This window comes from Rhodococcus sp. Q1 (assembly GCF_004153645.1).
Classification (GTDB): domain Bacteria; phylum Actinomycetota; class Actinomycetes; order Mycobacteriales; family Mycobacteriaceae; genus Rhodococcus; species Rhodococcus gordoniae.
Genome location: NZ_SDMJ01000003.1, coordinates 762554 through 785984, shown reverse-complemented (window position 1 = coordinate 785984; position 23431 = coordinate 762554). Strand labels below are relative to the sequence as shown.

The 23431-nt window shown below is 70.1% G+C and carries 26 protein-coding genes; 8 read left to right on the top strand and 18 right to left on the bottom strand.

The window, feature by feature from the left end; translation table 11 throughout:
• Window positions 1-140: 140 nt before the first annotated feature.
• Both EQ874_RS12195 and EQ874_RS12190 read left to right on the top strand, forming a co-directional pair.
• Window positions 141-1901 (top strand): glycoside hydrolase family 15 protein, encoded by a 1761-nt coding sequence (locus EQ874_RS12195; RefSeq protein WP_165369236.1) that lies wholly within the window; start codon window positions 141-143, stop codon window positions 1899-1901.
• A 45-nt stretch (window positions 1902-1946) separates the two neighbouring features.
• Window positions 1947-2969: an SDR family oxidoreductase gene (locus tag EQ874_RS12190; RefSeq protein WP_129976897.1), complete on the top strand. Its 1023-nt coding sequence runs from the start codon at window positions 1947-1949 to the stop codon at window positions 2967-2969.
• 17 nt (window positions 2970-2986) lie between these two features.
• On the opposite strand, the gene EQ874_RS12185 is transcribed toward EQ874_RS12190, so the two are convergent.
• Entirely contained in the window at window positions 2987-3499 is a 513-nt protein-coding gene (locus EQ874_RS12185; RefSeq protein ID WP_129976896.1) for a MarR family transcriptional regulator, read from the bottom strand.
• Window positions 3500-3585: 86 nt separating this feature from the next.
• Here EQ874_RS12185 and EQ874_RS12180 point away from each other — a divergent pair, with 86 nt between their 5' ends.
• Window positions 3586-4275: a ZIP family metal transporter gene (locus EQ874_RS12180; protein ID WP_129976895.1), complete on the top strand. Its 690-nt coding sequence runs from the start codon at window positions 3586-3588 to the stop codon at window positions 4273-4275.
• Between the two features lie 52 nt (window positions 4276-4327).
• Here EQ874_RS12180 and EQ874_RS12175 read toward each other — a convergent pair whose 3' ends face one another.
• From EQ874_RS12175 to EQ874_RS23215, 3 genes are all read right to left on the bottom strand, one after another.
• Complete coding sequence (locus EQ874_RS12175; RefSeq protein WP_129976894.1) at window positions 4328-5071, bottom strand: VIT family protein; 744 nt, start codon at window positions 5069-5071, stop codon at window positions 4328-4330.
• 71 nt (window positions 5072-5142) lie between these two features.
• The gene (locus tag EQ874_RS12170; RefSeq protein WP_242496735.1) at window positions 5143-5874 is read right to left on the bottom strand and encodes a hypothetical protein; all 732 of its coding nucleotides are present in this window, start codon (window positions 5872-5874) and stop codon (window positions 5143-5145) included.
• Entirely contained in the window at window positions 5875-6192 is a 318-nt protein-coding gene (locus EQ874_RS23215; protein WP_242496734.1) for an NAD(P)H-binding protein, read from the bottom strand.
• A gap of 139 nt (window positions 6193-6331) precedes the next feature.
• Between EQ874_RS23215 and EQ874_RS12165 the strand changes: the two genes are divergently transcribed.
• Together EQ874_RS12165 and EQ874_RS12160 are read left to right on the top strand one after the other, a co-directional pair.
• A complete protein-coding gene (locus tag EQ874_RS12165; RefSeq protein WP_129976893.1) occupies window positions 6332-6565 on the top strand; it encodes a hypothetical protein in 234 nt (77 codons plus the stop codon).
• Window positions 6562-7446, top strand: coding sequence for an alpha/beta fold hydrolase (locus EQ874_RS12160; RefSeq protein ID WP_129976892.1), 885 nt, complete (start codon window positions 6562-6564; stop codon window positions 7444-7446). The genes EQ874_RS12165 and EQ874_RS12160 overlap by 4 nt, the downstream gene beginning before the upstream one ends.
• Window positions 7447-7458: 12 nt before the next feature.
• On the opposite strand, the gene soxR is transcribed toward EQ874_RS12160, so the two are convergent.
• From soxR to EQ874_RS12140, 4 genes are all read right to left on the bottom strand, one after another.
• On the bottom strand, window positions 7459-7950 hold the full coding sequence (soxR, locus tag EQ874_RS12155) for a redox-sensitive transcriptional activator SoxR (protein ID WP_129976891.1): 492 nt from the start codon (window positions 7948-7950) through the stop codon (window positions 7459-7461).
• Between the two features lie 87 nt (window positions 7951-8037).
• Complete coding sequence (locus tag EQ874_RS12150; protein WP_016934994.1) at window positions 8038-8256, bottom strand: hypothetical protein; 219 nt, start codon at window positions 8254-8256, stop codon at window positions 8038-8040.
• Window positions 8257-9706: 1450 nt separating this feature from the next.
• Window positions 9707-10072 carry an HNH endonuclease gene (locus EQ874_RS12145; RefSeq protein ID WP_129976890.1) on the bottom strand — a complete coding sequence of 122 codons (366 nt, stop codon included), beginning with the start codon at window positions 10070-10072 and terminating at the stop codon, window positions 9707-9709.
• A 67-nt stretch (window positions 10073-10139) separates the two neighbouring features.
• Window positions 10140-11210: a class I SAM-dependent methyltransferase gene (locus tag EQ874_RS12140; protein ID WP_129976889.1), complete on the bottom strand. Its 1071-nt coding sequence runs from the start codon at window positions 11208-11210 to the stop codon at window positions 10140-10142.
• A gap of 204 nt (window positions 11211-11414) precedes the next feature.
• Here EQ874_RS12140 and EQ874_RS12135 point away from each other — a divergent pair, with 204 nt between their 5' ends.
• A complete protein-coding gene (locus EQ874_RS12135; protein ID WP_129976888.1) occupies window positions 11415-11801 on the top strand; it encodes a hypothetical protein in 387 nt (128 codons plus the stop codon).
• Window positions 11798-12367: a zeta toxin family protein gene (locus EQ874_RS12130; RefSeq protein WP_129976887.1), complete on the top strand. Its 570-nt coding sequence runs from the start codon at window positions 11798-11800 to the stop codon at window positions 12365-12367. The genes EQ874_RS12135 and EQ874_RS12130 overlap by 4 nt, the downstream gene beginning before the upstream one ends.
• Before the next feature lie 33 nt (window positions 12368-12400).
• On the opposite strand, the gene EQ874_RS12125 is transcribed toward EQ874_RS12130, so the two are convergent.
• From EQ874_RS12125 to EQ874_RS12100, 6 genes are read right to left on the bottom strand one after another with little or no spacing between them, the layout of a single operon-like run.
• The gene (locus EQ874_RS12125; protein WP_129976886.1) at window positions 12401-14128 is read right to left on the bottom strand and encodes a CocE/NonD family hydrolase; all 1728 of its coding nucleotides are present in this window, start codon (window positions 14126-14128) and stop codon (window positions 12401-12403) included.
• A 6-nt stretch (window positions 14129-14134) separates the two neighbouring features.
• Window positions 14135-15091 carry an MBL fold metallo-hydrolase gene (locus EQ874_RS12120; protein ID WP_129976885.1) on the bottom strand — a complete coding sequence of 319 codons (957 nt, stop codon included), beginning with the start codon at window positions 15089-15091 and terminating at the stop codon, window positions 14135-14137.
• On the bottom strand, window positions 15084-16016 hold the full coding sequence (locus EQ874_RS12115) for an alpha/beta hydrolase (RefSeq protein ID WP_129976884.1): 933 nt from the start codon (window positions 16014-16016) through the stop codon (window positions 15084-15086). Before EQ874_RS12115 ends, EQ874_RS12120 begins: the two co-directional genes overlap by 8 nt.
• Before the next feature lie 43 nt (window positions 16017-16059).
• Window positions 16060-17175 carry an FAD-dependent monooxygenase gene (locus EQ874_RS12110; protein WP_129976883.1) on the bottom strand — a complete coding sequence of 372 codons (1116 nt, stop codon included), beginning with the start codon at window positions 17173-17175 and terminating at the stop codon, window positions 16060-16062.
• A 48-nt stretch (window positions 17176-17223) separates the two neighbouring features.
• Window positions 17224-18180, bottom strand: a complete 957-nt coding sequence (locus tag EQ874_RS12105) for a phosphotriesterase (protein ID WP_129976882.1) — start codon at window positions 18178-18180, stop codon at window positions 17224-17226.
• A 53-nt stretch (window positions 18181-18233) separates the two neighbouring features.
• Window positions 18234-19211 (bottom strand): phosphotriesterase, encoded by a 978-nt coding sequence (locus tag EQ874_RS12100; protein ID WP_129976881.1) that lies wholly within the window; start codon window positions 19209-19211, stop codon window positions 18234-18236.
• Window positions 19212-19359: 148 nt separating this feature from the next.
• Between EQ874_RS12100 and EQ874_RS12095 the strand changes: the two genes are divergently transcribed.
• Window positions 19360-19950, top strand: coding sequence for a TetR/AcrR family transcriptional regulator (locus EQ874_RS12095; protein ID WP_129976880.1), 591 nt, complete (start codon window positions 19360-19362; stop codon window positions 19948-19950).
• 13 nt (window positions 19951-19963) lie between these two features.
• Here EQ874_RS12095 and EQ874_RS12090 read toward each other — a convergent pair whose 3' ends face one another.
• Genes EQ874_RS12090 through EQ874_RS12075 form a run of 4 tightly spaced genes read right to left on the bottom strand, consistent with a single transcriptional unit; the run spans window position 19964 to window position 23427 of the window.
• A complete protein-coding gene (locus tag EQ874_RS12090; RefSeq protein ID WP_242496733.1) occupies window positions 19964-20899 on the bottom strand; it encodes a LysR family transcriptional regulator in 936 nt (311 codons plus the stop codon).
• A gap of 10 nt (window positions 20900-20909) precedes the next feature.
• Window positions 20910-22064, bottom strand: a complete 1155-nt coding sequence (locus EQ874_RS12085) for an FAD-dependent oxidoreductase (RefSeq protein ID WP_129976878.1) — start codon at window positions 22062-22064, stop codon at window positions 20910-20912.
• On the bottom strand, window positions 22061-22255 hold the full coding sequence (locus EQ874_RS12080) for a ferredoxin (RefSeq protein ID WP_129976877.1): 195 nt from the start codon (window positions 22253-22255) through the stop codon (window positions 22061-22063). The genes EQ874_RS12085 and EQ874_RS12080 overlap by 4 nt, the downstream gene beginning before the upstream one ends.
• On the bottom strand, window positions 22252-23427 hold the full coding sequence (locus EQ874_RS12075; protein ID WP_129976876.1) for a cytochrome P450: 1176 nt from the start codon (window positions 23425-23427) through the stop codon (window positions 22252-22254). Before EQ874_RS12075 ends, EQ874_RS12080 begins: the two co-directional genes overlap by 4 nt.
• Window positions 23428-23431: the final 4 nt, after the last annotated feature.

Genomic DNA, 23431 nt, shown 5'->3' with positions numbered 1-23431 from the left:
TCGTCCTTCCCGGCAGAACTGGCAACCAAACGCAATTATTGCGCTCACACAATGATTGTCGGGTGCAAGATGGTGGTGGGCGGGATCTCGCCCACCGACCCCCTCGTTCGTGCCGATACCGAGCGGAAACCGAGGCCACGATGCGAACACCCTGGTCCGGCGCAGACGTCGCGCCCCACGTGCTACGGGAATACGCGTTGGTCGCCGACGGGGAGCGCGGCGCCCTGGTCGGCCCCCGCGGCGACTTCGCGTGGATGTGTGCCCCCTCGTGGGATTCCGAACCCGTCTTCTCCACCCTGCTCGGCGGAAACGGGACGTACGCCGTCGCACCCGACACGCCCCGCTTCGTCTGGGGCGGCTACTACGAGGACGGGACGTTGATCTGGCGCAGTCGCTGGGTCGCCACCGGAATCGTCGAGTGCCGGGAAGCGCTCGCGATGCCCGCCGATCCGCACACCACGGTGATCCTGCGCCGAATTCTTCCCCCCGAGGACGACACCCGGCTGCGGGTGAGGTTGCGCGCGGGCGTCGGCTACGGCCACCACCGTGCCTCGCCCCCCGCCCGTCGTGACGGTCGCTGGGAGCTGACCGCCGGTCCGCTGCACCTGCGGTGGAGCGGAGCCGAGGAGGCGACACCGACCGAGACCGGCCTCGAGATGCACCTCCACCTGCCGGCCGGGCGCAGCCACGATCTGATCCTGGAGATCGCCGACCGTCCCTTCCCCGGCGAACCGACACCGGCCGACGAACTGTGGCGCCGGACCGAACACGCCTGGGCGGGCGCGGTACGACCGGTCGACGGCACCCTCGCCGACCGGGACGCACGACATGCAACGGCCGTATTGACCGGAATGACCAGTAGCAGCGGCGGTATGGTGGCCGCCGCGACCACCTCCCTGCCGGAACGCGCGGCGCAGGGCCGCAATTACGACTACCGGTACTGCTGGATCCGGGACCAGTGCTATGCCGGACACGCAGCCGCCGCCTACGGCCCACACCCCCTCCTCGACGCCGCCGTGCGCTTCGTCCGAGACCGCCTCCTCGCCGACGGCCCACATCTGAAGCCTGCATACACCACGGGCGGAGGCGAGGTGCCCTCCCAGCGCACCTGCCCCCTTCCGGGATATCCCGGCGGCACGGTGGTCATCGGCAACTGGGTGAACCGGCAATTCCAACTGGACACCTTCGGGGAAGCGCTGGTGTTGTTCGCCGCCGCCGCCCGTCACGACCGACTCGACGGACAGGACTGGCGGGCCGTCGAGACCGCCGTCGCAGCCATCGAAACCCGATGGCGAGAACCCGATGCCGGCATCTGGGAATTGCACACCCGCCACTGGGCGCACTCGAAGCTGACGTGCATCGCAGGCCTACGCGCCGTCGCCGCGAGCGCCCCTCGCACACAACGAGACCGATGGAACGACCTGGCCGACACGCTGACCGGGGCCGTTCTCGCCGACAGCACCCATCCGTCCGGCCGGTGGCAACGCGCACCCGACGACAACCGGGTCGACGCCGCGCTGCTGCTGCCCGCGATCCGGGGAGCATGGCCGGCGGACCATTCGCTCAGCCGCCGCACCCTCGACACCGTCCGCACCGAGCTCGGCAGGGACGGTTACGTCTACCGCTTCCGCCACGACGACCGTCCGCTCGCCGACGCCGAGGGCGCCTTCCTGCTGTGCGGATTCGTCATGGCGCTCGCCGACCATCAGCAGGGCAACACCGTCGAGGCCGTGCGGTGGTTCGAACGCAATCGCGCCGCATGCGGACCCCCGGCACTGTTCACCGAGGAATTCGACGTCGTCGAACGACAACTGCGCGGCAATCTCCCGCAGGCCTTCGTGCACGCCCTGCTGCTCGAATCGGCTCGGCGTCTCGCCCACCCCTGGAACTGCGCGGGATGAGCGTTTGCCGCGCACCGACTCGCACACCGAAAGGACCTCGATGTCATGACATCGTCACCCAGCGACCAGGTCGTGGTCGTCACCGGCGCCAGCGCCGGCATCGGACGGGCGGTGGCCCGCGCCTACGGACAACGCCACGCGAGGGTCGCCCTGCTCGCCCGCGGCGAGACCGGCCTCGCCGCCGCCGCCCGCGAGATCGAGGCCGACGGGGGACAGGCCCTGATCGTGCCCACCGATGTTGCCGACCCCGACGCGGTCGACGCCGCCGCCACCGCCACGGTCGAGCGGTTCGGCCGGATCGACGTGTGGATCAACGTGGCGTTCACGTCGGTCTTCGCGCCGTTCACCGAGATCACCCCGGAGGAGTACAAACGCGTCACCGAGGTCGCCTATCTGGGCTACGTCTACGGGACCATGTCCGCGCTGAGGCGGATGACGCCGCGCGATCGCGGCACCATCGTGCACGTCGGCTCGGCGTTGGCCTACCGGGGGATCCCGCTGCAGAGCGCCTACTGCGGCGCCAAACACGCCATCCAGGGTTTCCACGAGGCCGTGCGATGCGAACTGCTGCACCAGCACAGCAACATCGATGTCACCATGGTGCAGATGCCCGCCGTCAACACCCCGCAGTTCTCCTGGGTGCTCTCCCGGCTACCCCGCCACGCCCAACCCGTGCCCCCGATCTACCAACCCGAGGTGGCCGCGCGCGCGGTGCTGCACGCCGCCGACCACCCGCGCCGCCGCGAGTACTGGGTGGGGGCGAGCACCGCGGCCACCCTCGCCGCCAATGCCCTCGTCCCCGGTCTGCTCGACCGGTACCTGGCCCGCACCGGGTTCGACTCGCAGCAGACCGACCGACCCCGCGATCCCGACCAACCCGCCAATCTCTGGGATCCCGCCGACGGCACGGACGGCAAGGACTTCGGCGCCCACGGAGCCTTCGACGACCGCGCGAAGGCGTCGAGCGTGCAGACCTGGCTGTCCCGCCACCACGGACTGCTCGCGGCGTCGGTCACCGGCGCGCTCGCCACCGGTGCGGCGTTCGCGGCACGGACCCGCACCGCATGAACCCCGGCGGCACCTTTTCACGGGTGGATCGGCCACAACAAGGTGAGCGCATCGTCGCCGGCCGGTTCCCCGGCGGCATCCGCGAAGACCCCGAAGGCAGCAGCGAGCTCGTCGCGCTGCCCGGCGCTCAACCGGCTCAGGACCGCAGCGATCGCGGCGCGCCGGTGCTCGAGGACGGTGTGTACCAGCGCCACACCGTCCGATGTCAACGTCAATGCCAGTTTCCGGCGATCGTCCGGAGAATCACGCCGATCCAGCAGACCCGCCTTCATCAACCTGTCCACCGACCTGCTGGCACTGGACCGATCGACCCCGAGCTCGTCCGCCACCACCGCGAGAGTGAGCGGACCCCGCGTGCCCACGAGCACGAGGATGCGCAGATGCGGGATGCTGACGCGCTCCTCGACCTCGGCCACCGACGCCGCCGCGATCCCCACCAGGGCGCGCGAGGCCGCCATCACCGCATCGACCTGCCGATCGAACTTCTTGCTCGAGCGACCACCGGACGGGGTCCGGACAGGGGAATTCATGACGTCATCCTCCGACGATCCGTGCGATCCTGCAACTGTTGCACAACCGCACGCACCGGAGCGCCCCGCGTACCGAGGACCACCCGATGCTGACGGCGGTGTGGTACGGACTGGGCACCGCAGTGCCCCTGTTCGGCGGCGCCGTGATCGGACTGCGCTACGACCTGCCCCGACCGGTGCTCGCCGGATCGATGGCCTTCGGCGCCGGCGCCATGGTCGCGGCGGTCTCCACCGAACTGTTCGCCCCCGCCTTCGCCGATCAAGGCCTGTGGGCCGCCGGCGGCGCGCTGATGCTCGGCACGCTCGTCTACGTCGTCGCCGACCACCTGATCGAGAACAAACTCGGTCCCGCAGCCCTGGGATGGGCCCTGATGCTCGGTGCGCTGCTCGACGGCATCCCGGAGAACGCCGCCCTCGGCACCACCCTCGCCGAGGCAGGCTCCGCCGGGCTCGTGCTGCTGGTGGCCGTGGCGGTCGGCAACATCCCCGAAGCCGTCGCCGGCGCCGCCTCGATGCGCGCGGACTTCCCACACCGCACCGCCCTGGCCATCTGGGGAATCACGGCCGTGCTGCTCGTCGCGGTGGTCGTCGTGGCCGCGGCCTTCGCCGACTCCCTGCCCCAGGCGGGGATCTCCCTGATCCAGGCCTTCGCCGGCGGCGCCACCATCGCCGTCATGGCCGACTCGCTGATGCCCGAGGCCTATCGGGAAGGCGGCTGGTGGGTGGGCATCTGCACCGCGGCAGGATTCCTGATCGCCTTCGCGCTCGGCGCGTGAACCGGCCCGCCGCGCACGATCACGGCGCGACCGTCCGCGCCGCAGGGCCATGTCACAGGGCCACGTCGAACAGCTGACCCACCGCATAGGTCACGGCCATGGCCAGCGCCCCGCCGAGCACCACCCGCAGCACCGCCCGGCCCCGCCGGGCCCGACCGAGCCACGCACTGATCGATCCGGTCGCGGCCAACGCGCACAACACCGCCACGAACGTCACCGGGATCCGCACGGCTTCCGGCACCGACACGATCATCAGCAGCGGCACCAACGCCCCGAGGGTGAACGACACCGCGGACGACAGCGCCGCCACCCACGGATTCGCCAGGTCGGCCGGATCGATCCCCAACTCCACCTCCGCGTGGGCGGCAAGCGGATCCCGGGCCGTCAGCTCCTCGGCCGCGGCACGCGCCGTGACCGCCGACAAGCCCTTGCTCTCGAGCAGCCCCGCGAGTTCGTCGAGCTCGGCTTCCGGCATCTCGGCGAGCTCGCGCCGCTCGGTGTGCAGCGCCGCACGCTCGGTGTCGCGTTGCGTGCTCACCGACACGTATTCACCCAGCGCCATCGACACCGCGCCCGCGGCCAGCCCGGCCACCCCGGCGGTGAGGATCGTCGACTCGTCCGTCGTGGCGGCCGCCACGCCGACGACCAGCCCCGCGGTCGAGACGATCCCGTCGTTCGCGCCGAGCACGCCCGCCCGCAACCAGTTGAGCTTGCTCGCCAACCCGCCGGTGTGCGGTTCGGTGCCCTCGTGCTGCCCCCGGGAATCGTTCGCCGACGGCGGGTTCGGTAGCGACATGTCGAGAAGCTAGCACCGGACCCCCGAGAGGCGACAGGACGGACATCCTTACCTGACTCGACCCCGAGGGCTCAGTCGTCGCGCCGGCGTATCCGCGCCCGGCGCCGCGGGGGGATACCCTGCGCCGAATATCGGCGGGCCTCCGCGGCGGCGACCGCCCAGTCCGGATCGCCGGGCAGTGGGCCCATCGGGTCCCGAGCCCCGTACGGGACGCTCGTGTCGGCGGGAAGCACCGCGCGCTGCAACGCCCGCTCGATGCCCACAGGCCGGTAGCCGGACGGCACCAGGCGGCCGATCCACCGGCAGTCCCGGGCCGTCATGTCGTGCCGCAGACTCTCCATCAGAGCCGCAACGGTTTCGGAGGGCACCTCCGTCAGCCACGACCCGATCCGGCCGATCACCGCTTCCGGAAGCCCGGAGAGGGTGACCTGCGCGCGCGGCATCCCGGTGACCCGGCCGTAGAGCCGCAGCAGTTCCGGGTACCGGAGGACTTCACCGCATCCCACATCGAACGACCGAGTGGACAGCTCCGACACCGCCGCTCCGGCCACCGCCGCGGTCAGGTCGACGACCGCGACCGGTTCGACCCTCGAGTTCATCCAGTCCGGCACCACCGTCACCGGCAGCCGCCCCCCGAGCTGGCCCAGCACCTCGAAGCTCGTCGACCCGGATCCGAGCACCATCCCGGCCCGCAGGGTGATCACCGACCGGCTCGACCGGGACAGCTCCTGTTCGACCTCCCACCGGGAGAGCAGATGTTCGGACAGCGCCTCCGGCCCGCACTCGGGGACGAAACCGGACACTTAGACGATGCGGGTCGCCGAGGACACCTCGACCGCGTGCCGCACCGCGCGGGCAGCCGCGAGATCGACCTCCCGGAACTCCGCCGAACGCATGCCGTGCACGAGATAGACCACGACGTCCACCTCGGCGAGCGCCGCGGGCAGAGTGTTCCCGTCGGTGACGTCCACCTCGGCGCTCTCGACGCTGTCGTGCCACCAGAAGCGCTGCAGGGAGCGGGGATCGCGGACGCCGGCCCGCACCGTGCAACCGGCGGCGAGGAAGGTGGGAACGACCCGGCTGCCGACGTAGCCGGACGCACCGATCACGAGAACCCTCATCTGCCGCCCCGTTCCTCATCGACTCTCCGGGTGGATGCACCGGCCGGGCCTGTCGCAAAACATCGAGGACGGATCCCACCGGCCAAGATAGTGTTACCGTTGGTTACAAACACAGTGGCCGGTCGCGAAGGAATCTCGTATGTGGATGCTGTCCGGAAAACTACTCCGACGTCGAATCCTGTTCGTCCTCGCCGTGCCCCTCGGCGCCGGCCTGCTGTCCGCGCTCGCACACCTCCTCCAGCGACGCCGCGGACGACCCACCTCCGTCTCCGAATCCCTGTTCGCCATCGCGAGCGCCCTACGGCGCCGGTCCTTCCCGGCCCGGAGCGTGAGCGACCATCCACCGGCCCCCGAGACGCGAGGACAGCCATGACCACCCACACCGTCACGAACGGACCCGTCCGGCTCCACGTCGTCGAAGAAGGCAACCCACACGGACCGACCCTCGTCCTCGTCCACGGCTGGCCCGACACCCACGCCCTGTGGGACCGCCTCACACCCCTGCTCGCCGACGACTTCCGCATCCTCCGCTACGACAACCGCGGCGCCGGCAACTCCACTGTCCCTCGCGAGGTGGCGCACTACCGTCTCGACCACCTCGCCGCCGACCTGCACGCCGTGATCGACGCCCTCGCCCCGAACGCACCGGTCCACCTGCTCGGCCACGACTGGGGCGCCGTGCTGTGCTGGGAAGCGGTATGCGAACCCGACGCCGGCGACCGCATCGCCTCCTACACCTCCGTGTCCGGCCCCAACCTCGACCATCTCGGCCTGTGGCTACGTCGACGGCTCCGACAGCGACGCCCGCTCGGACCGGCCGAACAGACCCTCGCCTCCGCCTACACCCTCGCCTTCCAGATCCCGGGCCTGCCGAATCCCGTACTGCGCCGCTGGCTCTCCCACCACTGGCCGGCCTTCGTCGGACACTTCGACCGCACCGACCCCGCCGCGATCGAACCCGTCGCCCCGACCCTCGCCGACGACATGGTGCACGGACTGTCCCTGTACCGCGCGAACATCCGCACCCGGCTCGCCCGGCCCCGCGCGCGGCGCACCGACGTCCCGGTGCTGGTGATCCAGAACCTGCGCGACCGCGCGGTGCGCCCGGTGAGTTACGAGGACACCTCCCACTGGGTCACCGACCTGCGTATCCAGCCGCTCGACGCGGGACACTGGTCACCGCGCTCCCACCCGCGCGAACTCGCCGCCGCCACCGCCCGGTTCGTACAGCAGATCGATGCGGTGCGCGCCTGACCTCCGGCGGGATCAGCCGGACGAGAATTCTGTGCGCGGCGCCGGCCCCACCGGGGGATCGTCGTGCACCGGTAGCCGGCGCGGACCCGGCCCCTGCGCCCCGAGTACGTCGCCGGGATTCGCGAGCGGGCACGACGCCAGGCTCAGGCAGCCGCAGCCGATGCAGTCGGTGAAACTGTCACGCAGCGCGGTGAGATCCTCGATGCGGCGGGTCAGCCGGTCGTGCCACGCCCGGGACAGCCGCGCCCAGTCCGCGGTGGTCGGCACGCGACTGTCCGGCAGCGAATCGAACGCTTCCTTGATCTCGTCGAGGGACACCCCGACGCCCTGGGCGACCTTGATGAACGCGACCTTGCGCAGCGTGTCCCGGCGGTAGCGGCGCTGATTGCCGGAGGTGCGGCGACTGGTGATGAGCCCCCGCGACTCGTAGTAGTGCAGTGCCGAGACCGCCACCCCGGAACGGTCGGCCAACTGGCCGGGTGTCAGCCAGATCGCAGGGTTCATCGGTGCCCCTCCTCGCCGCGCAGACCTCGTGATCGAGTTGTGCTGCACAGTACCGGGACGGCGACCGCCCACGCCGGGTGGCCGGGTTCAGAACGACGGGGGCCCGAACTCGGCGGCGACCTCCGGCGCATCCATCCGCAGCATGTCGTAGGCGGTGTGCGCCAGCGACCGTACCGACTTCGGATACGGTCGCTCGAAACGCTCGCAGACCCGCGCGGTGGCCAGCGCGGCCTCGAACCGCCACTTACGGGAACCGCTCACGAACGTCCGGGCCTGGAACAGATAACTCGATGCGGGGATCGTCACGCGACCACCGTAGAACCTGCGGGCAGGTGCCGGGGGAGCACCACGCGGAGATCGTGCAACGTCACTGTCACCGTGACGAATCGTAGGACGTGGCGAGGGGTGACCGGGGAGGGGAGAGGTGCGCGATCCTGAGGTTGCCGAACCCGGGGTGCGCGTGCCGCCGTCTGCCGCTGAGGTGAGGTGGGGGCAGGCGGTCGGTATTCGGGGGCTGACCCGGCGAAGAAGGCCGCAGGACGCCGTAACCCCGTCGAAGAGAATGTCATCTGCAAGCGACATCGAGTGCGACAGTGGAGTATTCATGGATAACGGTGATTATCCATCAAATAGGGAAGAGGCGGGAATGGGCGACGGGCGGCATCGACACCTCGGGGGACGGGGTTTCATCCGTATCGCCATCCGTGCATCACTCGGCATGATGCACCGCGTCTAGATCGTGCACGCGACGTCGACCACATGGTGTCGTCGTATCGGACCGTCGGCGAACTGTGTATCGGCGCAGCGCCGACGGTGACTGTTGTGGTGATCGGTTCACCGACTCGATCCGGTCCGGGCGAATCGGGGCCGGATCGAACCGAAGTCCGGATCGGCCCGGCTGGGGTCGAGCAGGGTCCGGCCGGTGGCGCGGGACCCCGCAGTGAGGTCGCATCGATACGGAAACGGCGAGGATGCCGAACCGTTCGGGCGCCCTGCCGTAGTCGTCCGGAGGAGGCCCGATTCCACTTTAGTTAACATAATGTAGATTATCGGCAATGATGACATGTGCCGCGACCTGGACTTGGCGCCGATGATCCTGATGCTCCCGGCCGGTGTCCCGATTCGCAGATTCGCGACGTCGGTGCACGCCACGGCGTCGCGTCGCGCGCCGTGTCGTCCGGCGCGTGTTGTTCGCTCCGCGTCGTGCGGCGTGCGAACCGCGCCGCGCCGACCCGCTCCCGGCGCTCGATCTGCCGCGCATCCGCCGGGCCCGATCCGCACCGACCCGGTCCTCGGCCTCTGGCCGGCTCGTCGCCGTGCGCCCGTCCGCTGTCTCGCACGGCCGAGGTGACCTTCCGGGCCCGCCGCCCTCGTCCCCTGCTCGTCCGTCCGGCCGTCGTAAAAACGTCACAGTGACGTTTTTTATGGGACCGCAGAGGTCCTGCTGTGATCGCGCCTCTGCGTCGATATCCTCGGCGCGGCAGTGGCAACACGCTCCGGCAAGGTCGACCGTGCCGATCGGCGCGTTGATGTTCGTCTGCCCGGCACTCGCGGCCCCGCGCCGCCGGCGGCGGACGCGAGTCGGCCTGGCGGCACATGCTGACGCCGCCGCCCGCACTGCGACGGGTCGCTGTAGCGGGCGGTGTGTCCCGCATGGGCGACGATGTGGACCCCCTCCTCCATCCGGGACTCGGCCGAACTCGAAACGTCACTGTGACGTATTAATTCCGGTCTCCGGGTAGTCGATCCACCGACTTCACGACGGTCGCCGCAACCGCCGCAACTGCGCGGACAGGTAATCCCGGGCACGACGATGACCCCCGACCCGGACGAGTTCGTCGCCGAGCTCTTCGAGCAACCGCGTCAGCAGCTTCTCGTCGGGCGCCCAGCCGTCGCGCTGCCGGCATCGGTCGAGCCATTCGACCGGTGCGATGTGGCCGCGGTCGGCGTTGCAGCGTCGGCACGCGGCGACCTCGTTGGCGGTGATGCTCGGGCCGCCCTTCAGGCGTGGCACCAGATGATCGGTGGTCGGGGTGATCAACCGGCCGAACTCCCGTCCACACCACAGGCACCGCCCGTCCTGACGGTCGAGGGCGAGCGAGAGTCGGGTGACGCGGTCCATCCTCCGATCGTGGCCCATCGACGTCACCGGGGTCGCCGATGGGTCCGATCGGCGTCCGGAGAGCACTTCAGGGGCGTGCTTCGAGGACGAGGTTGAACGGGGTTTCGGTGGCGCGGCGGAAGGAGCCGAATCCGGCTTCGGCGGCGATCTCCGCGAGCCGCCGCTCCCCGGCCTGCGCGCCGAGCCCGAGTGCGCCCGGCTGATCGAGCGACGACGGGGTGCACAGCACCGTCGATGCGGCGTAGTACATCCGGCCGACCGGGTTGAGGTTCTCGGGCAGGCTGTCGCGGGCGAACGGTTCGACGAGCATCACTGTGCCGTGGTCGGCGAGTGCGCCGCGGGCGTACCGCAGTGCGCCGACGGGATCGCCCATGTCGTGCAGACAGTCGAAATAACAGATCAGGTCGTAGTCCCGCCCGGGAAAGTCCGTCGCCGAGGCGACCTCGAAGGTGACGTTGTCGACGCCCTGTTCGGCGGCCAGTTCCGTCGCCCGGGCGACGGACGCGTCGTGATAGTCGAATCCGCGGATGGTGGACTGTGGGAACGCCTGCGCGAGCAGGGTCGTGGAGACACCGTGGCCGCAGCCGATGTCGGCGACGGTGGCGCCGCTGCGCAGGGTGTCGACGACCCCGTCGAGGGCGGGTAGCCACACGTCGACGAGGTTGGCGCGGTAACCGGGCCGGAAGAACTGCTCGGTGCCGATGAACAGGTCCGGATCGTGCTCGTGCCACCCGAATCCCTCGCCGGCGCGGATCCGTTCGGCGATGCGCCGACGGTCCTTGTACACGGAGCCGATCAGGTGGAAGCCGCCGGCCATGTAGACGGGGCTGTCCTCGCGGGCGAGGGCCATGGCGTGTTCCGGTGCCAGGGTGAACGTTCCGGCGTCGGGGTCGTAGGTGAGATAGCCGCTGGCGGTTTCGGCGGAGAGCCATTCGCGTAGATAGCGTTCGCGGATGCCGGTGCGGGCGGCGAGTTGTTCGCTGGTGACCGGGCCGGCGGCGTCGAGCGCGCGCCACAGTCCGAGTTCGGTGCCGATCAGCACCAGTGCGCCGTTCATGGCCGCGCCCATGTCGACGACGAGTTGGCCCAGGGTCTGTTCGAGGCGTCCTTGATCGAGATCGTGTGTGTCGGTGGTCATCACACACCTCCGTGCGGTGGGGTACGGACATTACGGTAGGTCGCGCAGGGGTTCGTCCGGCGACGCGGCGGGTTCGATCGGGTGTCGATCCGGGTGGCGATGCGGCGGACGAGGTCACGAACCGGTGGTGCTGCACGGACGGACTGCACAGTCGAGGTTGCACCTCGCTACACTGGTAGCAATCTGCTACAACGGGAGGTCGTCATGACGTCGTCCACCGACAAGGTCACCCGCTTCGACGCCGAACTCGTCGACAGCGCCATCGCCGAGGGCGGCCGCCAGAACCGCACCGGACGCCAGCAACTCGAATACTGGGCCCGCATCGGCCGCGCGATGACCGCCCACGAGACCGCCTCCCTGCACCGGGTGCACGAGGCGCTGGCCGGGACGCGGGAACCGGAGGATCTCACCGCCGCCGAGGGACGCCTGTTCGACGCGGAGATCGACGCGCGCCTGGCGGACGGTCTGGCCCGCACCGACTACGCCGAGGTGCTCGCCGCGCGCGGGGTCACCACGGTGGTGCTCGACGACGAGGGCCGGCTGGTCGAGCAACGTCCCGACGGTAGCCGCCGGGTCCTCGGCGACGCATGAGGCGTCTGGATCTGATCGTCGGTCCCAACGGTTCGGGCAAGTCGACGTTCGTCGAGTTGTCCCTCGCTCCCCTGCTGCCGCACAGCGTGTTCGTCAACGCGGATGTGATCGCGCGGCAGCGCTGGCCGGAGCGGGCCGAGGAGATGTCGTACGAGGCGGCGCAACTCGCCGCGGCGGCGCGGGACCGGCTGATGCGGCAGGGCCGGTCGTTCATCGCGGAGACGGTGTTCTCGCATCCGTCGAAGCTGGAGTTGGTCGACCGGGCGCACGAGGCGGGATATGTGGTGGTGCTGCACGTGATGCTGGTGCCCGAGACGATGTCGGTGCTGCGGGTGCAGCATCGGGTGGCCGCGGGGGGCCATGCGGTGCCCGAGGACAAGATCCGGGCGCGTTATCGGCGGTTGTGGCCGCTGGTGGTGGAGGCGATCGGTCGCGCCGATCAGGCGTCGGTGTACGACACGGCGTCCGGGACCCCGGTGGTGGTGGGGCGGTTCGCGGGTGGGGTGCCGGTGGGTGCGGTGCGCTGGCCGGTGTGGGCGCCGGCGGTGCTCACCGGGCTCGGCTGAGAGATCCGGGCCCGGTGAGCGGATACGACGAGATCAGTTCGTCGCCGCGCTCGTGGTGAACGGCAGCACCAGCCGCGAGGGGTGCGCGGCGTCCCGGTAGATCTTGTGGGTCACCGGGCGGCCGACGGGCAGGTGGAAGGCGTCCGGCGGCAGCAGTGCGTTGTGTTCGTCGGCGAGCGGTTCGTTGTTCGACAGTTCCACGACGAGCTTGTGGCCCGGCATGAAGGTGTTGGCGAACGGATACAGCCGCAGCACGTATTCCTCGATGGTGCCGGGTTCGACCGGCACGGCGCGGGTGTGCGGGTGGTAGGGGTCGCCCTCGGTGGTGCGCTCGTCGAGCTCACGGTGGGAGGCCTTGAGGTAGCCGGTGGTGATCAGCTGCCGCTTGTCGTTCGGGGCGTAGTCCCACATGCGCAGGATGAAGTTGGAGTCGGGCTGGTCGATCTCGGCGAAGATGTGCGCGGCGCCGGTGCCGATCATCTCGGTGGGTTCGGCGAACACCGGGGTCTCCCATGTCAGAATCTCGACCTCGTCGGTGACCGTGAGCGGGGCCTGGTAGAAGCCGTCCGGGGCGGCGTACTGCGTGCCCATGGGTTCGGGTTCGGTGGACAGCTTACCGCGCGGCCGCAGATACAGCGCCCGGTGCTCGACCTCCTTGGGGGGCCACTGGTCGGCGGTGACGCGCTGCCGAGAGCCTTCGACGAAGACGTTCACGGCGGGTTCGTCCATGATGCCGTTGTCGATGCCCTTGATCCAGTAGTCGTACCAGCGGAACATCGTGTCGTGCTCTTCGATGAAGGGCCGCGACTGCATGGGCGGGTAGGGGCCGATGTCGAGCTTCTTCGGTCCCTGCAAGGCATGGAACAGTTCGATGGTGCCGTCCATCGTCCAGCCGCGGCCCTGGTCGATCTGCAGGTAGACGGGGATGTCGATGTTCCGGGCGAGGTTGATCGGGTTGCGTTCCTCGTACCACTCCCCGTCGAGTTCGTTGGTGATGATGTCGAACCACGCCTCGTGGTGCTTCGGGTAGTGCAGCACATGCACGAGATTCGGCCAGGCCGCGACGTCCGGGTCGGCGAGCCGCTGCTGCACCCGCGCCCGGATCTCGTCGGGGGTGTAGGTCTCGAGCATGCGGGACTTGATGCCGTCGGTGAACGCCCAGCCGGAGTCACCGCCGCGGCCTTCGCGGGCGGCGCGGGGCATGAACCACATGATGCCGCCGTGGTAGGTGGTCTCGTAGAAGTCGTAGTGGCCACCGGAGACGAAGATGGCTTTCAGGTGCGGGGGTCGTTCGGCGGCGGCGAGGACCTGCATGGACCCGAAATAGGAGATGCCGATCATGCCGACGTTGCCGTCGCACCACGGCTGCGCCGCGACCCATTCGATGAAGTCGTAGGCGTCCTGCCCGAGGGAGACACCGCCGGCGTTGTAGTTGCCGATGTGTTCGCCGTCGGAGTCGCCGGAGCCGCGGATGTCGCCGATGACGTGGACGTAGTCCTCGGCGACGACGCGGGCGATGTCGCCGGCTTCGATGCAGCCGTCCCACATGGGGCTGGGGCGGCGCTGCGGTGGGGTCGTCAGCGCGAGGGCCTGGAGTTCCTTGCCGTAGGGGCTCAGGGCGACGAGCGCGGGGCGGGGCTTGTCGTCGACGCCGTGGTAGGCGTCGGCGGCCAACTCGACGCCGTCGCGCATGGGGACCCGCAGGTGCTTGCGGATGTGGATGGTCTGTCCGCCTGCGTCGAACGTTTCGAACTCGGCCATGAGAACCTACGACTCCTCTTCGTGTCGGTGCTGGTGCGAGAACTGGGTGCGGTAGCCGTGCAGTGTGGTGAAGAACGGGGACGGCTCGAGGGTGGGATCGCCGGTGTAGCCGAGGTCGTCGGCGACCGGGGCGAACGGCGAGTACGCCGAGTCGGTGTCGAGTAGTCGGTGGCACAGGCAGCGGTGTGCGGCGCCGCGCACTCCCCCTTCGATGTCGACGCTCTCGCGGAGGGCTTCGGCGGCCTGGTCGCGGTCGAGTTCGACGCCGTAGGGGGTGCCGTCGGCGCGGCGGTAGGGATGCCCGAGATAGAGGGTCTCGGGGCGGATCCGCTCGCGCAGGTAGGCGAGGCTGTCGCGGTAAGCGTCGGGGTCGGTGTAGCCGGGGAATCCGTTGGCGGCGCCGTGCACCTGGACTGCGTCGCCGACGAATACGCTGTTCTGCCCTTCGACGACGTAGGCGACCGAACCCGGGGTGTGCCCGGGGATCGAGTGCACGGAGATCTCGACACCTCCGCCGAGGGAGATGGTTTCGCCGCCGCGCACGAGCATGGTCGGTTCCATCTCCCCGGAGATGACGGCGTCGGCGGCGGCGGTGACCTTCGCGGCCCCGTCGGGGTCGTCGAGGTACCGGCCGCGGCCGGTGAGGTAGTCGTCGACGTGCGCCTGCCGGGAACGCAGCAGCGGGGCGTCGGCCTCGTGGATGACCACCTGCGCTTTGCGGCCGGTGGCCTCCCACAGGGCGTGGGCGCCGCCGATGTGGTCGATGTGCCCGTGGGTGAGCAGGATCCACCGCACGTCCTCGAGCCGCCGGCCGAGCTTCTCGAACGCGGGGGCCATGCCCTCGGCCGGGGACGACGCGATGCCTGTATCGACGATCGCGGGTTCGTCGGCGTCGATGAAGAAGGTGTAGAGCCCGAAGCGTCCCCACGGGGAGACGATCGGGTGGATCGTCGCCTCACTCATGCGCGGAGCCCTGCAGGAAGGCGGCGGTCTCGTCGAAGACCTGCGCGTATTCGGGGATCCACGAGAAGTTCTGCACGAAGCCGTGGTTGGCGCCGGCGTAGCGGCGCAGTGTCACCGGCACCCCGGCCTCCTCGAGCCGCCGGGCATAGAGTTCGCCTTCGTCGCGCATCGGGTCGAACTCCGCGGTGACGACCAGCGCCGCCGGCAGACCCGACAGGTCTTTACGCTTGATCGGTGAGACGCGCGGGTCGGCGGGGTCGGCTCCGCTGTCGAGGTAGAAGGCGTTGAACGGCTTCAGCCCGGCGGTTTCGAGACCGTAGCCGACGGCGTTCTCCCGCATCGACGGGTAGCGGTCTTCGTCGAAGTCCAGGTCGAGGGACGGGTAGTACAGCACCTGGTGGGTGATGCGGTCGAACTCGTCGTCGTGGGCGAGGCCGGTGACGGCGGCGACGAAGTTGGCGCCGGAGCTGTCCCCCGCGACCGCGAGAATCTTTCCGTCCCAACCGAGTTCGTTGCCGTGGTCGACGGCCCAACGCACCGCGCCGTAGCAGTCGTCGAGACCGGCGGGGAACTGTGCTTCGGGGGCGCGGCGGTAGCCGACGGACACGACCGTGCAGCCGGTGGCCTGCGCGAGGTGCCGGGCGACGTGGTCGTGGGTGTCGAGGCTGCCGAGGAAGAACGCGCCACCGTGGAAGTAGACGACCAGGCCACAGGTGTCGGCGTCGGTCGGGGTGTAGATCCGCACCGGCACCTCCCCTGCCGGGGTCGCCGCGATCGTGTCGCGGACGTCGTGCAGGGGCAGTCGCTCCTCGAGCGGCGGGACCTGCGCCTGCTCCCCGGCGCGCATCGCGGCCGGATCGAGCGGTCCGGGCGGCGGGGCGGGCAGGTCGGCGAGGATCCGGGCGATCTCGGGGTGCAACGGCATGGCCGGTCGTCTCCTTCGGGCGGTGAACGGGTGGGGTGGGGATCTACTGGGCGGGCTGCTGCGCGGCGGGCTTCTGGCCCGGGAAGACGTCCTGGACCTCGTCCTCGGTCCAGCCCTGGCGGGAGATGCGCTGCAGTTCGTCGGTGACCGGCTTGCGCTGCGCCTGGAAGGCGGTGAGCGCCGCGGCGACGGTGTCGGAATCCCGCAGGCAGTCGGCGAGCGCCCCGGCGTCGAGGATCGCCGAGTTCGCGCCCTGACCCTGGTGGTGCAGCATCGAGTGGGCGGCGTCGCCGATGAGCACCACCGAGTTGCTGTGCCAGCGCTCGATCGGGTCGATGTCGTACACACCGCGGATGTTGACGATGTCCATGTCGAGGCCGGCGGTGATGTCGACGATGCGCTGGTCGAATCCGGCGACGGTGGCGAGCATGTCCTCCTTGCTCACCTGCGGCGCCCAGTCGGGGTCGGGGCACAGGGCGGTGATGTCGAAGGACACCTGGCCGCGGTGGCGCAGCGGCAGCAGGTACACCTTGGTGCCCTTGCCGATGTACATGCGCAGGTTGTCGTCGGTGACCATGCCGTGCGCGTCGGCGACGTCGATGACGGCGCGGTAGGCGCGTTCACCGGAGAACACCGGTTCGGCGTCGGAGAACAGCTGCTCACGGACCACGGATTTGATGCCGTCGGCGCCGATGACCAGATCGGCGTCGACGCGGGTGCCGTTGGTGAAGGTCAGGGTGCTGCGGTCGCCGTGGTCCTCGATGTGCTCGAGCCGGTGGCCGAGTTTCACCATGTCGTCGGGCAGGGAGGCGATGAGGGTGTCGATGAAGTCGCCGCGGTGGATCAGGTGGGTGTGCTTCTGGTTGCCGTGCGCCGGCCAGGTGTCCTTCATGATCGGCTCGCCCGTGGCGGTGAGGATCTCGAAGTAGTCGCTCGGGGAGCTGACCTTCGCGATGTCGTCGAAGATGCCCCACTCGCGGAAGCGTTCCATGCTCGACGGACGCAGGCCGATGCCGGCGCCGACCTCGCGGATCTCGGGGGCCTGTTCGTAGACGGTGACGTTCGCGCCGAGCAACGACAGGGCCCGGGCGGTGGCTGCACCGGCATAGCCCGCGCCGACGATGGCGATGGTGAGGTTGGTGGGATCCGAGGTCTGCATGTGGGTGTCTCTTTCGGAGGGCGCGCGGGGCGCGCCGGGAGATTCGGGTCAGGGTTGCGCGATGGTGAGGAAGTCGGCGGGGTTCTCGACGAACAGTTTGGTGATGGTGGCCTCGTCGAGTCCGGCCTCGCGCAGGTCCGGGATGAGGTCTTCGAACAGGTAGTTCACGGTGTGTCCCTTGACGCCCGGCCAGCCGAGTGGGCTGCAGTTGGCGTCGACGCCGGCCAGGGCCTGATCGAGGTGGCCGGCGTTCAGGAAGCGCAGGAAGTGGGCGAGGCGCTCTTTGCGGGGGCGGGCCCAGAACGGCGGGTCCTCGAGTTCGGTTTCGTAGCCGAAGGTGTCGAAGCCGACCCGGCCGCCCTGCTGCGCGATCCAGGTGTCGCGGGTCTTCTCGGCGTTGACACCGTCGTCGGCGTGCCCGAACAGCACGCGGTGCAGCGGCAGGCCCTCCTCGGTGAAGATGGCGATGGCGTTCTCGGCGTCGATGGCGAGGTGGGTGAGGATCGGTACGCCGGTGGCGAGGGCGGCGCGGGCGGCGGCGCGGTAGATGAGCTTGTCGAGTTCGGTCATCTTCCCGCCGCGGGAGACACCGACCTTGATGACGCCGGCGCGGCTGCCGGTGTCGCCGATGCCGACGGTGATCTCGTGCACGAACTGGTGCATCAGGTAGTCGACGGAGGCGCGTTCGAAGAACGGCAGGGCGGTGTCGCCGCCGACGAAACCGGTGCAGGCGACGATGTGCACACCGGTCTTCGCGGAGAGGGACTTGTAGTAGTCGATGTCGCGGCCGTTGCAGATGCCGGTGACGTCGACGAAGGTGCCGCCGCCGTATTCGTGGAACTTGCGCAGCTTCGGGACGGTCTCCTCGTAGCGGACCTCGGGGCTCTTCCACCAGCGGGTGTCCAGTTCGGAGCCGGGCATGCCGTATCCGATGTGCTCGTGGACGGCGACGATGCCCAGTTCCTCGGGCGCGATCGGGCCCAGGACGGTGTTGACTCTCGACACAGCAATTCCCCTTCGGGACGAAGACTTCTCGGTGATGGGTGGTCGGCGGAGGTTCAGCGCGCGGCCAGCAGGTCCTGCGGGTTGGCGATGAGGATCTGCTGCACCGCGTCGTCGGTGAGACCGGCGGCGGTCAGCTGCGGCACGAAACCGGTGAGCACCGTCTCGTAGGGCAGATCGTTCGCCGGATGGCCCTTGGCGACGCCGGTGGCGCTCGATGACAGCAGGATCCGGTGACCGAGGCCGGCGTCGACGAGGTCGCGGACCAGGGCGACACGCTCGGTGTCGGAGATGTGGGTCTTGTCGGCGGTCCCGACGTGGTCGAGGGTGATGTAGGCGCCGCGACGGGCGATCTTCTCCGGCGCGCCGGCGGCGACGGCGGCGCGGCGGTCCAGGCCGGCGACAACGATGCGGTCGGCGGGCAGTTGCTCGCCGAGGACGACGTCGAGGTCGGCGAGGGCGTCGGCGCCGTAGCGCAGGATCGCCGCGACCCCGGTGTCGCGGGCGGCGCGGGCGGTGCCGCGGAACAGGCTCTCCTCGGTGGCGGTCATGCCGTCGGGATTCGCGGCGGTGGCGACCAGGCCGGCGGGGCCGCGGCGTTCGACGCGCGGCACGACCATGCCCTCGGTGATCTCCTGGGTGAACAGGTCGGCGAACTTGTCCGCGGGCCACGGGGTGGGCGGGTTGGTCTGCGGGGTCAGGAAGTAGCCGCCGAGCAGGTTCTCCGGACCGAGGCCGGTGGAGGCGACGATGTGTACCCCCGCCGCGCGGGAGAGGTTCTCGTACATCGGCACGTCGCGGCCGTGGAACATGCCGGTGGCGTCGACGACGGTGCCGCCGCCGGCGGCGCGGAAGGCACGGAGCTTGGTGAGCAGCGTCGCGAAGATCTCGGCGCGGTCGAAGTCGATGTCGTAGGCGTGCTGGGCGCCGGGCAGCACCGACAGCAGGGCCTCGTGGATCGCGACGACACCGAGGTCGGCGGCGGGGACGGGGCCGAGGACGGTGTGGACGGTGCGGGGCGCGGCGCCTGTCATCGGCACTTTCCTTTCGTCGACATCGCTGGTTACGCGACGTGGTGGCAGTCACAGTACGGATTAGGATGACAGACTGTCAAGTGACTTGTCGGAGCGACGTGTGAATGTACTTGTCGGTAACTGTTGCGTCGAGGATAGGATTTCGCCCATGTCGCTCCGTGCCGCCCAGAAGCAGATGACCTACGAGCTGTTCCTCGCCAAGGCGCTCGACCTGTTCGGCACCAAGGGTTACGCCGCGACCACCATCGACGACATCGCCACCGCCGCCGGATCCACGAGAACCACCTTCTACCTGCACTTCTCGTCGAAGGCCGACGTGATGAGCGCGCTGCTGACAAAGGTCGACTCGATCCTCACCGCCGCCGACGACCCGTCGCTGACCGAGGTCGTCGCCTCCGGCTCCCGTGCCCTGATCCGGCAGTGGCTCAACCGGAAACTCACCCAGTGGGACGAGATCGAGCCGTACATGACCGCCTCCTACCAGGCAGCGCACGAACCGGACGTCGCGACGACCACCGAGCAGTGGTTCGAAGGCGCCGTCGCCGACATGACCGCCGGTCTCGACCGGGCCGACCGACTCGACCCGGACCGCCGCCGCATCCGCTGCGTCCTGGCGTTCGGGCAGCTCGAACACATGTCGCGTCGCTACTTCTCGGTCGGCTGGCGCACCCCGCGCGAGATCTGCCTCGACGAACTCACCGACTCGTGGTGCTACCTGCTCGACGCGCAGAACGACTGAACGGCAGGCGCGGTCACTCGCCGATGTTCGCGCCGGTGGTGGCCTCGACGAGGATCGCCCGCAGCCAGGAGATGAACACGGTGTCGGCCAGGCGCGGATTCCACACCATGTCGATCCCCAACGGCGGCACCGGCAACGGGAACTCCTCGATCCGCAGCGGCAACTGACGACGCATCTGTGCCGCGACCCGCCAGGTGTGGATCGCGACCCCACCGGCACGCGCCACCACCTGCGGCACCATCAAGAAGTCCGACACCAGACCGCCGATCCGATAGGGCACCCCGGCCGCATCCAGCGCCGCATAGGGGGTGATGCGGTGCCGCGCGTCGTAGGCGGTGTGCGGGACGGATTCGAGCAACTCCAGTGCCCCGGCGTCGGGAGCGGTGTCGGGGTGCGCGACGACCACCCACCGGTTCTCGTAGAGCCGCTCGCGCGGATAGGGCGCGGCGAACGCCTCCGACACGAGCACCACGTCCACCCCGTCGTCGGTGAAGTCCGCCGGTTGCGGCTCGACGAAGGTGCGGATACGCACCGTCGCGTGCGGGGCGCGCTCGCCGATCACCCGCATCAGCTCCGCCCCGACCACGAAGGCGGTGCTGGTGGTCATCGCCAGGGTGATGGTGCGTGTGTCGCGGGCCGGGTCGAAACCGGGGAAGTTCACCACCCGCGCGGTCTGCCGCAGCACCTCCCGCAGCGGCGCGATCAGCTCGACGGCGCGCGGGGTGAGCGCCAGCCCGCTCCCCTGCCGCACCACCAGTTCGTCATCGAGCAGCCGGCGCATCCGGCCCAGCGCATGACTCATCGCCGGTTGCGTCATCCCGACCCGCGCGGCGGCGCGGGTGACCGAGCGTTCTTCGAGCACCGCCAGCAGCGGCACCAGCAGGTTGAGGTTCACCGCGGCCAGCCGCGTGAGGTCGGGATCGGCCGGATGCTCCGAAGGGCGGGTCACGCCCACGAACCTACCGAGCCGCCTTCCCGGTGGTCGGCAGTTCCCCGGTGGCCGCGGCGCGCCGCAGCCGCGGGATGGGGATGCGATGGTTGATCGCCACCGCCACCCCCGCGCCGTCCGGATGCCGCCAGTGCAGCAGCGCCGGTCCGCGCGGATCCTCGCCGGCCAGGACGGTGGGCTCCCCACCGACGGGCAGGTGCCCGATCGCCTTGAGATGCAGTCCGAACTGCTCGGTCCAGAAATACGGATCGGCATCGAACCCGGGTGCGGCGTCGCCGAGCAGCACGGCCGCTGCGGCGATGCGGGCTTGCTCGATCGCGCTGTTCCACAACGGGATCCGTCGCACCACCCCGCGGATCGGTACATGCGCGACGTCGCCGGCGGCGACGATGCCCGGCGCGAGCCGCCCACGCGAGTCGGCGACCAACCTGCCGTCGGTGAGCAACCCTGACTCGCGCAGCCACTCGACGTTCGGGATGTCACCGATCGCGGCGACGACCAGCTCGGCGGTGACACGGCTGCCGTCGTCGAGGGTGAGCGTCCCGGCCGCGAAGTCGGTGGCGGTGCCGTAGACGAGCTTCACCCCCGCGGCGGTGGCGGCGGTGGTGAACAGCTCGGACAGATACGGCCCGAACTGCGGGCGCATCGGGGCGGTGTCGGCGACGACGGTGACCTCGCAGCCGGCCTGCGCCGCGGCGGAGGCGACCTCCATGCCGAGCGGGCCGGCGCCGACCACCGCCACCGACGGCCGCCCGGCGAGCCGCTCGCGCAGGGCGAGGGCGTCGTCGAGGGTGCGCAGCACCAGCGCCTCCCCCAGCGGTCGGGGGCGCGCACCGGTGGCGATGACGAGCCCGTCGAACGCCAGCGCGGTGCCGTCGTCGAGGTGCACGAGCCGTGCGTCCGCGTCCAGGCCGACCGCGGCGACGCCGAGGCGTTCGGTGGCGCCGTGCGCGGGGGCGGCGAGTTCGTGGGGGCCGCCATCGGTGAGCAGCGCCTTCGACAGCGCGGGCCGCGAGTAGGCGGGGACCGGTTCGTCGCCGACGACGGTCAGCTGCCCGGTGAACCCGGCGCCGCGCAGGCTGTCGCAGGCGGTCTGCCCGGCGATGCCGTTGCCGATCACCACGATCCGCTCCATGACGGTGCCCGGGGAAACTGCGGTGCTCATGCGAGCTTCAGGGCGGCGACGGGACACACCCGCACGGCGGCGCTCGCGGCCGCGGCCTGCGGGCTGTCGGCGGATACCTCGACGATGTCGAGGACCAGTTCGCCGTCGTCGTCGAGGTGCATCAACTCGGGTGCGGCCTCCTCGCACAGGCCGTGGCCTTCGCAGCGGGGACGGTCGAGGGTGATCTTCATGCGGGCACAACCTCCAGGATCTCGAGGGCGTCGATGGAGCGGGTGGTGTTGCTGGGCACCCGGATCGGCTCGGCGGCGACCAGGCGGCGCGCGTGCCGGGCCAGGGCAGCGATGATCGCGTGGGCCTCGAGGCGGGCCAGTCCCTGCCCGGCGCAGCCGTGCGGGCCGTAGCCGAAGGACAGGTGATCGACCGGGTTGCGGGCCACCCGGAACGAATCCGGGTCGTCGTAGTGCCGCGGGTCGCGGTTGCCGGAACCGAGCAGCACCGCCGCCTGCGACCCGCCGGGGATCAGGTGGCCGTCGATCTCGATGTCGCGGGTGACGGCGCGGCCCCAGGCGTGCAGCGGCGCCCAGTAGCGCAGCACCTCCGCGAAGGCGGACGGCACCAGCGTCGGATCGGCGCGCACGAGGTCGAACTGGTCGGGGAACGCCGCGAACAGCGCGATCAGGTTGCCGATCGAGGCGATGGTGGTGTCCACCCCGGCCCCGAGATACTGGTGGATGATGTGCCCGGCGCTGCCGGCGGGGATGGCGCCGCGCGCCTCGGCGTCGAAGATGCCGCGCCCGACCGAGCCGGGGGTCAGATCCTCGGCCTGCACCTGTGAGCACCACGCGTACAGCTCTCCGGCGATGGGGAAGTTCTCAGCGGTGCGCTGGTTCATCGGGCCGAGGACCTCCATGGCGGCCTGTCCCCAGCGCAGCATGTTCGCGCGCACCTCGCCGGTGAAGCCGATGAGATCGGCGACGACCTCGAGCGGGAAGGCGCGGGCGAGGACGTCGATCGCCTCGAAGGAACCGGTGGTGACGAGGTCGGCGACGAGTGCGTCGGACTTGGTCTCGATGGTGGTCTTCAGCCCGCGCAGCGCGCGCGGCGAGAGGTTCTCGGTGAGGGTGGCGCGCAGTTCGGTATGGACGGGCGGGTCCGAGGCCAGGGAGGTGCCCTGAAGGGCGTCGTTGGCGGCGGGGTTGAAGGCGATGGCGCGGGAGGAGAACGTCGCGGTGTCGGCGAGGGCGCCGCGAATGGCGTCGTAGCGGGTCAGGGCGTAGACGTCGTGGCGCGGCAGGTACACCACGGGGCTGAGTTCGCGCAGCTGCGCGAAGGTCGGATAGGGGTCGACAAGGACGTCGTCGGCGAACAGGTCGACGTCGGCGGTGGGAGGGCTGCTCGTCATGCCT

Bases quoted from the DNA above. Each gene is read 5' to 3' on its own strand.
- EQ874_RS12195 (WP_165369236.1), top strand. From the start codon at position 141: ATGCGAACACCCTGGTCCGGCGCAGACGTCGCGCCCCACGTGCTACGG.
- EQ874_RS12190 (WP_129976897.1), top strand. From the start codon at position 1,947: ATGACATCGTCACCCAGCGACCAGGTCGTGGTCGTCACCGGCGCCAGC.
- EQ874_RS12185 (WP_129976896.1), bottom strand. From the start codon at position 3,499: ATGAATTCCCCTGTCCGGACCCCGTCCGGTGGTCGCTCGAGCAAGAAG.
- EQ874_RS12180 (WP_129976895.1), top strand. From the start codon at position 3,586: ATGCTGACGGCGGTGTGGTACGGACTGGGCACCGCAGTGCCCCTGTTC.
- EQ874_RS12175 (WP_129976894.1), bottom strand. From the start codon at position 5,071: ATGTCGCTACCGAACCCGCCGTCGGCGAACGATTCCCGGGGGCAGCAC.
- EQ874_RS23215 (WP_242496734.1), bottom strand. From the start codon at position 6,192: ATGAGGGTTCTCGTGATCGGTGCGTCCGGCTACGTCGGCAGCCGGGTC.
- EQ874_RS12165 (WP_129976893.1), top strand. From the start codon at position 6,332: ATGTGGATGCTGTCCGGAAAACTACTCCGACGTCGAATCCTGTTCGTC.
- EQ874_RS12160 (WP_129976892.1), top strand. From the start codon at position 6,562: ATGACCACCCACACCGTCACGAACGGACCCGTCCGGCTCCACGTCGTC.
- soxR (WP_129976891.1), bottom strand. From the start codon at position 7,950: ATGAACCCTGCGATCTGGCTGACACCCGGCCAGTTGGCCGACCGTTCC.
- EQ874_RS12145 (WP_129976890.1), bottom strand. From the start codon at position 10,072: ATGGACCGCGTCACCCGACTCTCGCTCGCCCTCGACCGTCAGGACGGG.
- EQ874_RS12140 (WP_129976889.1), bottom strand. From the start codon at position 11,210: ATGACCACCGACACACACGATCTCGATCAAGGACGCCTCGAACAGACC.
- EQ874_RS12135 (WP_129976888.1), top strand. From the start codon at position 11,415: ATGACGTCGTCCACCGACAAGGTCACCCGCTTCGACGCCGAACTCGTC.
- EQ874_RS12130 (WP_129976887.1), top strand. From the start codon at position 11,798: ATGAGGCGTCTGGATCTGATCGTCGGTCCCAACGGTTCGGGCAAGTCG.
- EQ874_RS12125 (WP_129976886.1), bottom strand. From the start codon at position 14,128: ATGGCCGAGTTCGAAACGTTCGACGCAGGCGGACAGACCATCCACATC.
- EQ874_RS12120 (WP_129976885.1), bottom strand. From the start codon at position 15,091: ATGAGTGAGGCGACGATCCACCCGATCGTCTCCCCGTGGGGACGCTTC.
- EQ874_RS12115 (WP_129976884.1), bottom strand. From the start codon at position 16,016: ATGCCGTTGCACCCCGAGATCGCCCGGATCCTCGCCGACCTGCCCGCC.
- EQ874_RS12110 (WP_129976883.1), bottom strand. From the start codon at position 17,175: ATGCAGACCTCGGATCCCACCAACCTCACCATCGCCATCGTCGGCGCG.
- EQ874_RS12100 (WP_129976881.1), bottom strand. From the start codon at position 19,211: ATGACAGGCGCCGCGCCCCGCACCGTCCACACCGTCCTCGGCCCCGTC.
- EQ874_RS12095 (WP_129976880.1), top strand. From the start codon at position 19,360: ATGTCGCTCCGTGCCGCCCAGAAGCAGATGACCTACGAGCTGTTCCTC.
- EQ874_RS12085 (WP_129976878.1), bottom strand. From the start codon at position 22,064: ATGAGCACCGCAGTTTCCCCGGGCACCGTCATGGAGCGGATCGTGGTG.
- EQ874_RS12080 (WP_129976877.1), bottom strand. From the start codon at position 22,255: ATGAAGATCACCCTCGACCGTCCCCGCTGCGAAGGCCACGGCCTGTGC.
- EQ874_RS12075 (WP_129976876.1), bottom strand. From the start codon at position 23,427: ATGACGAGCAGCCCTCCCACCGCCGACGTCGACCTGTTCGCCGACGAC.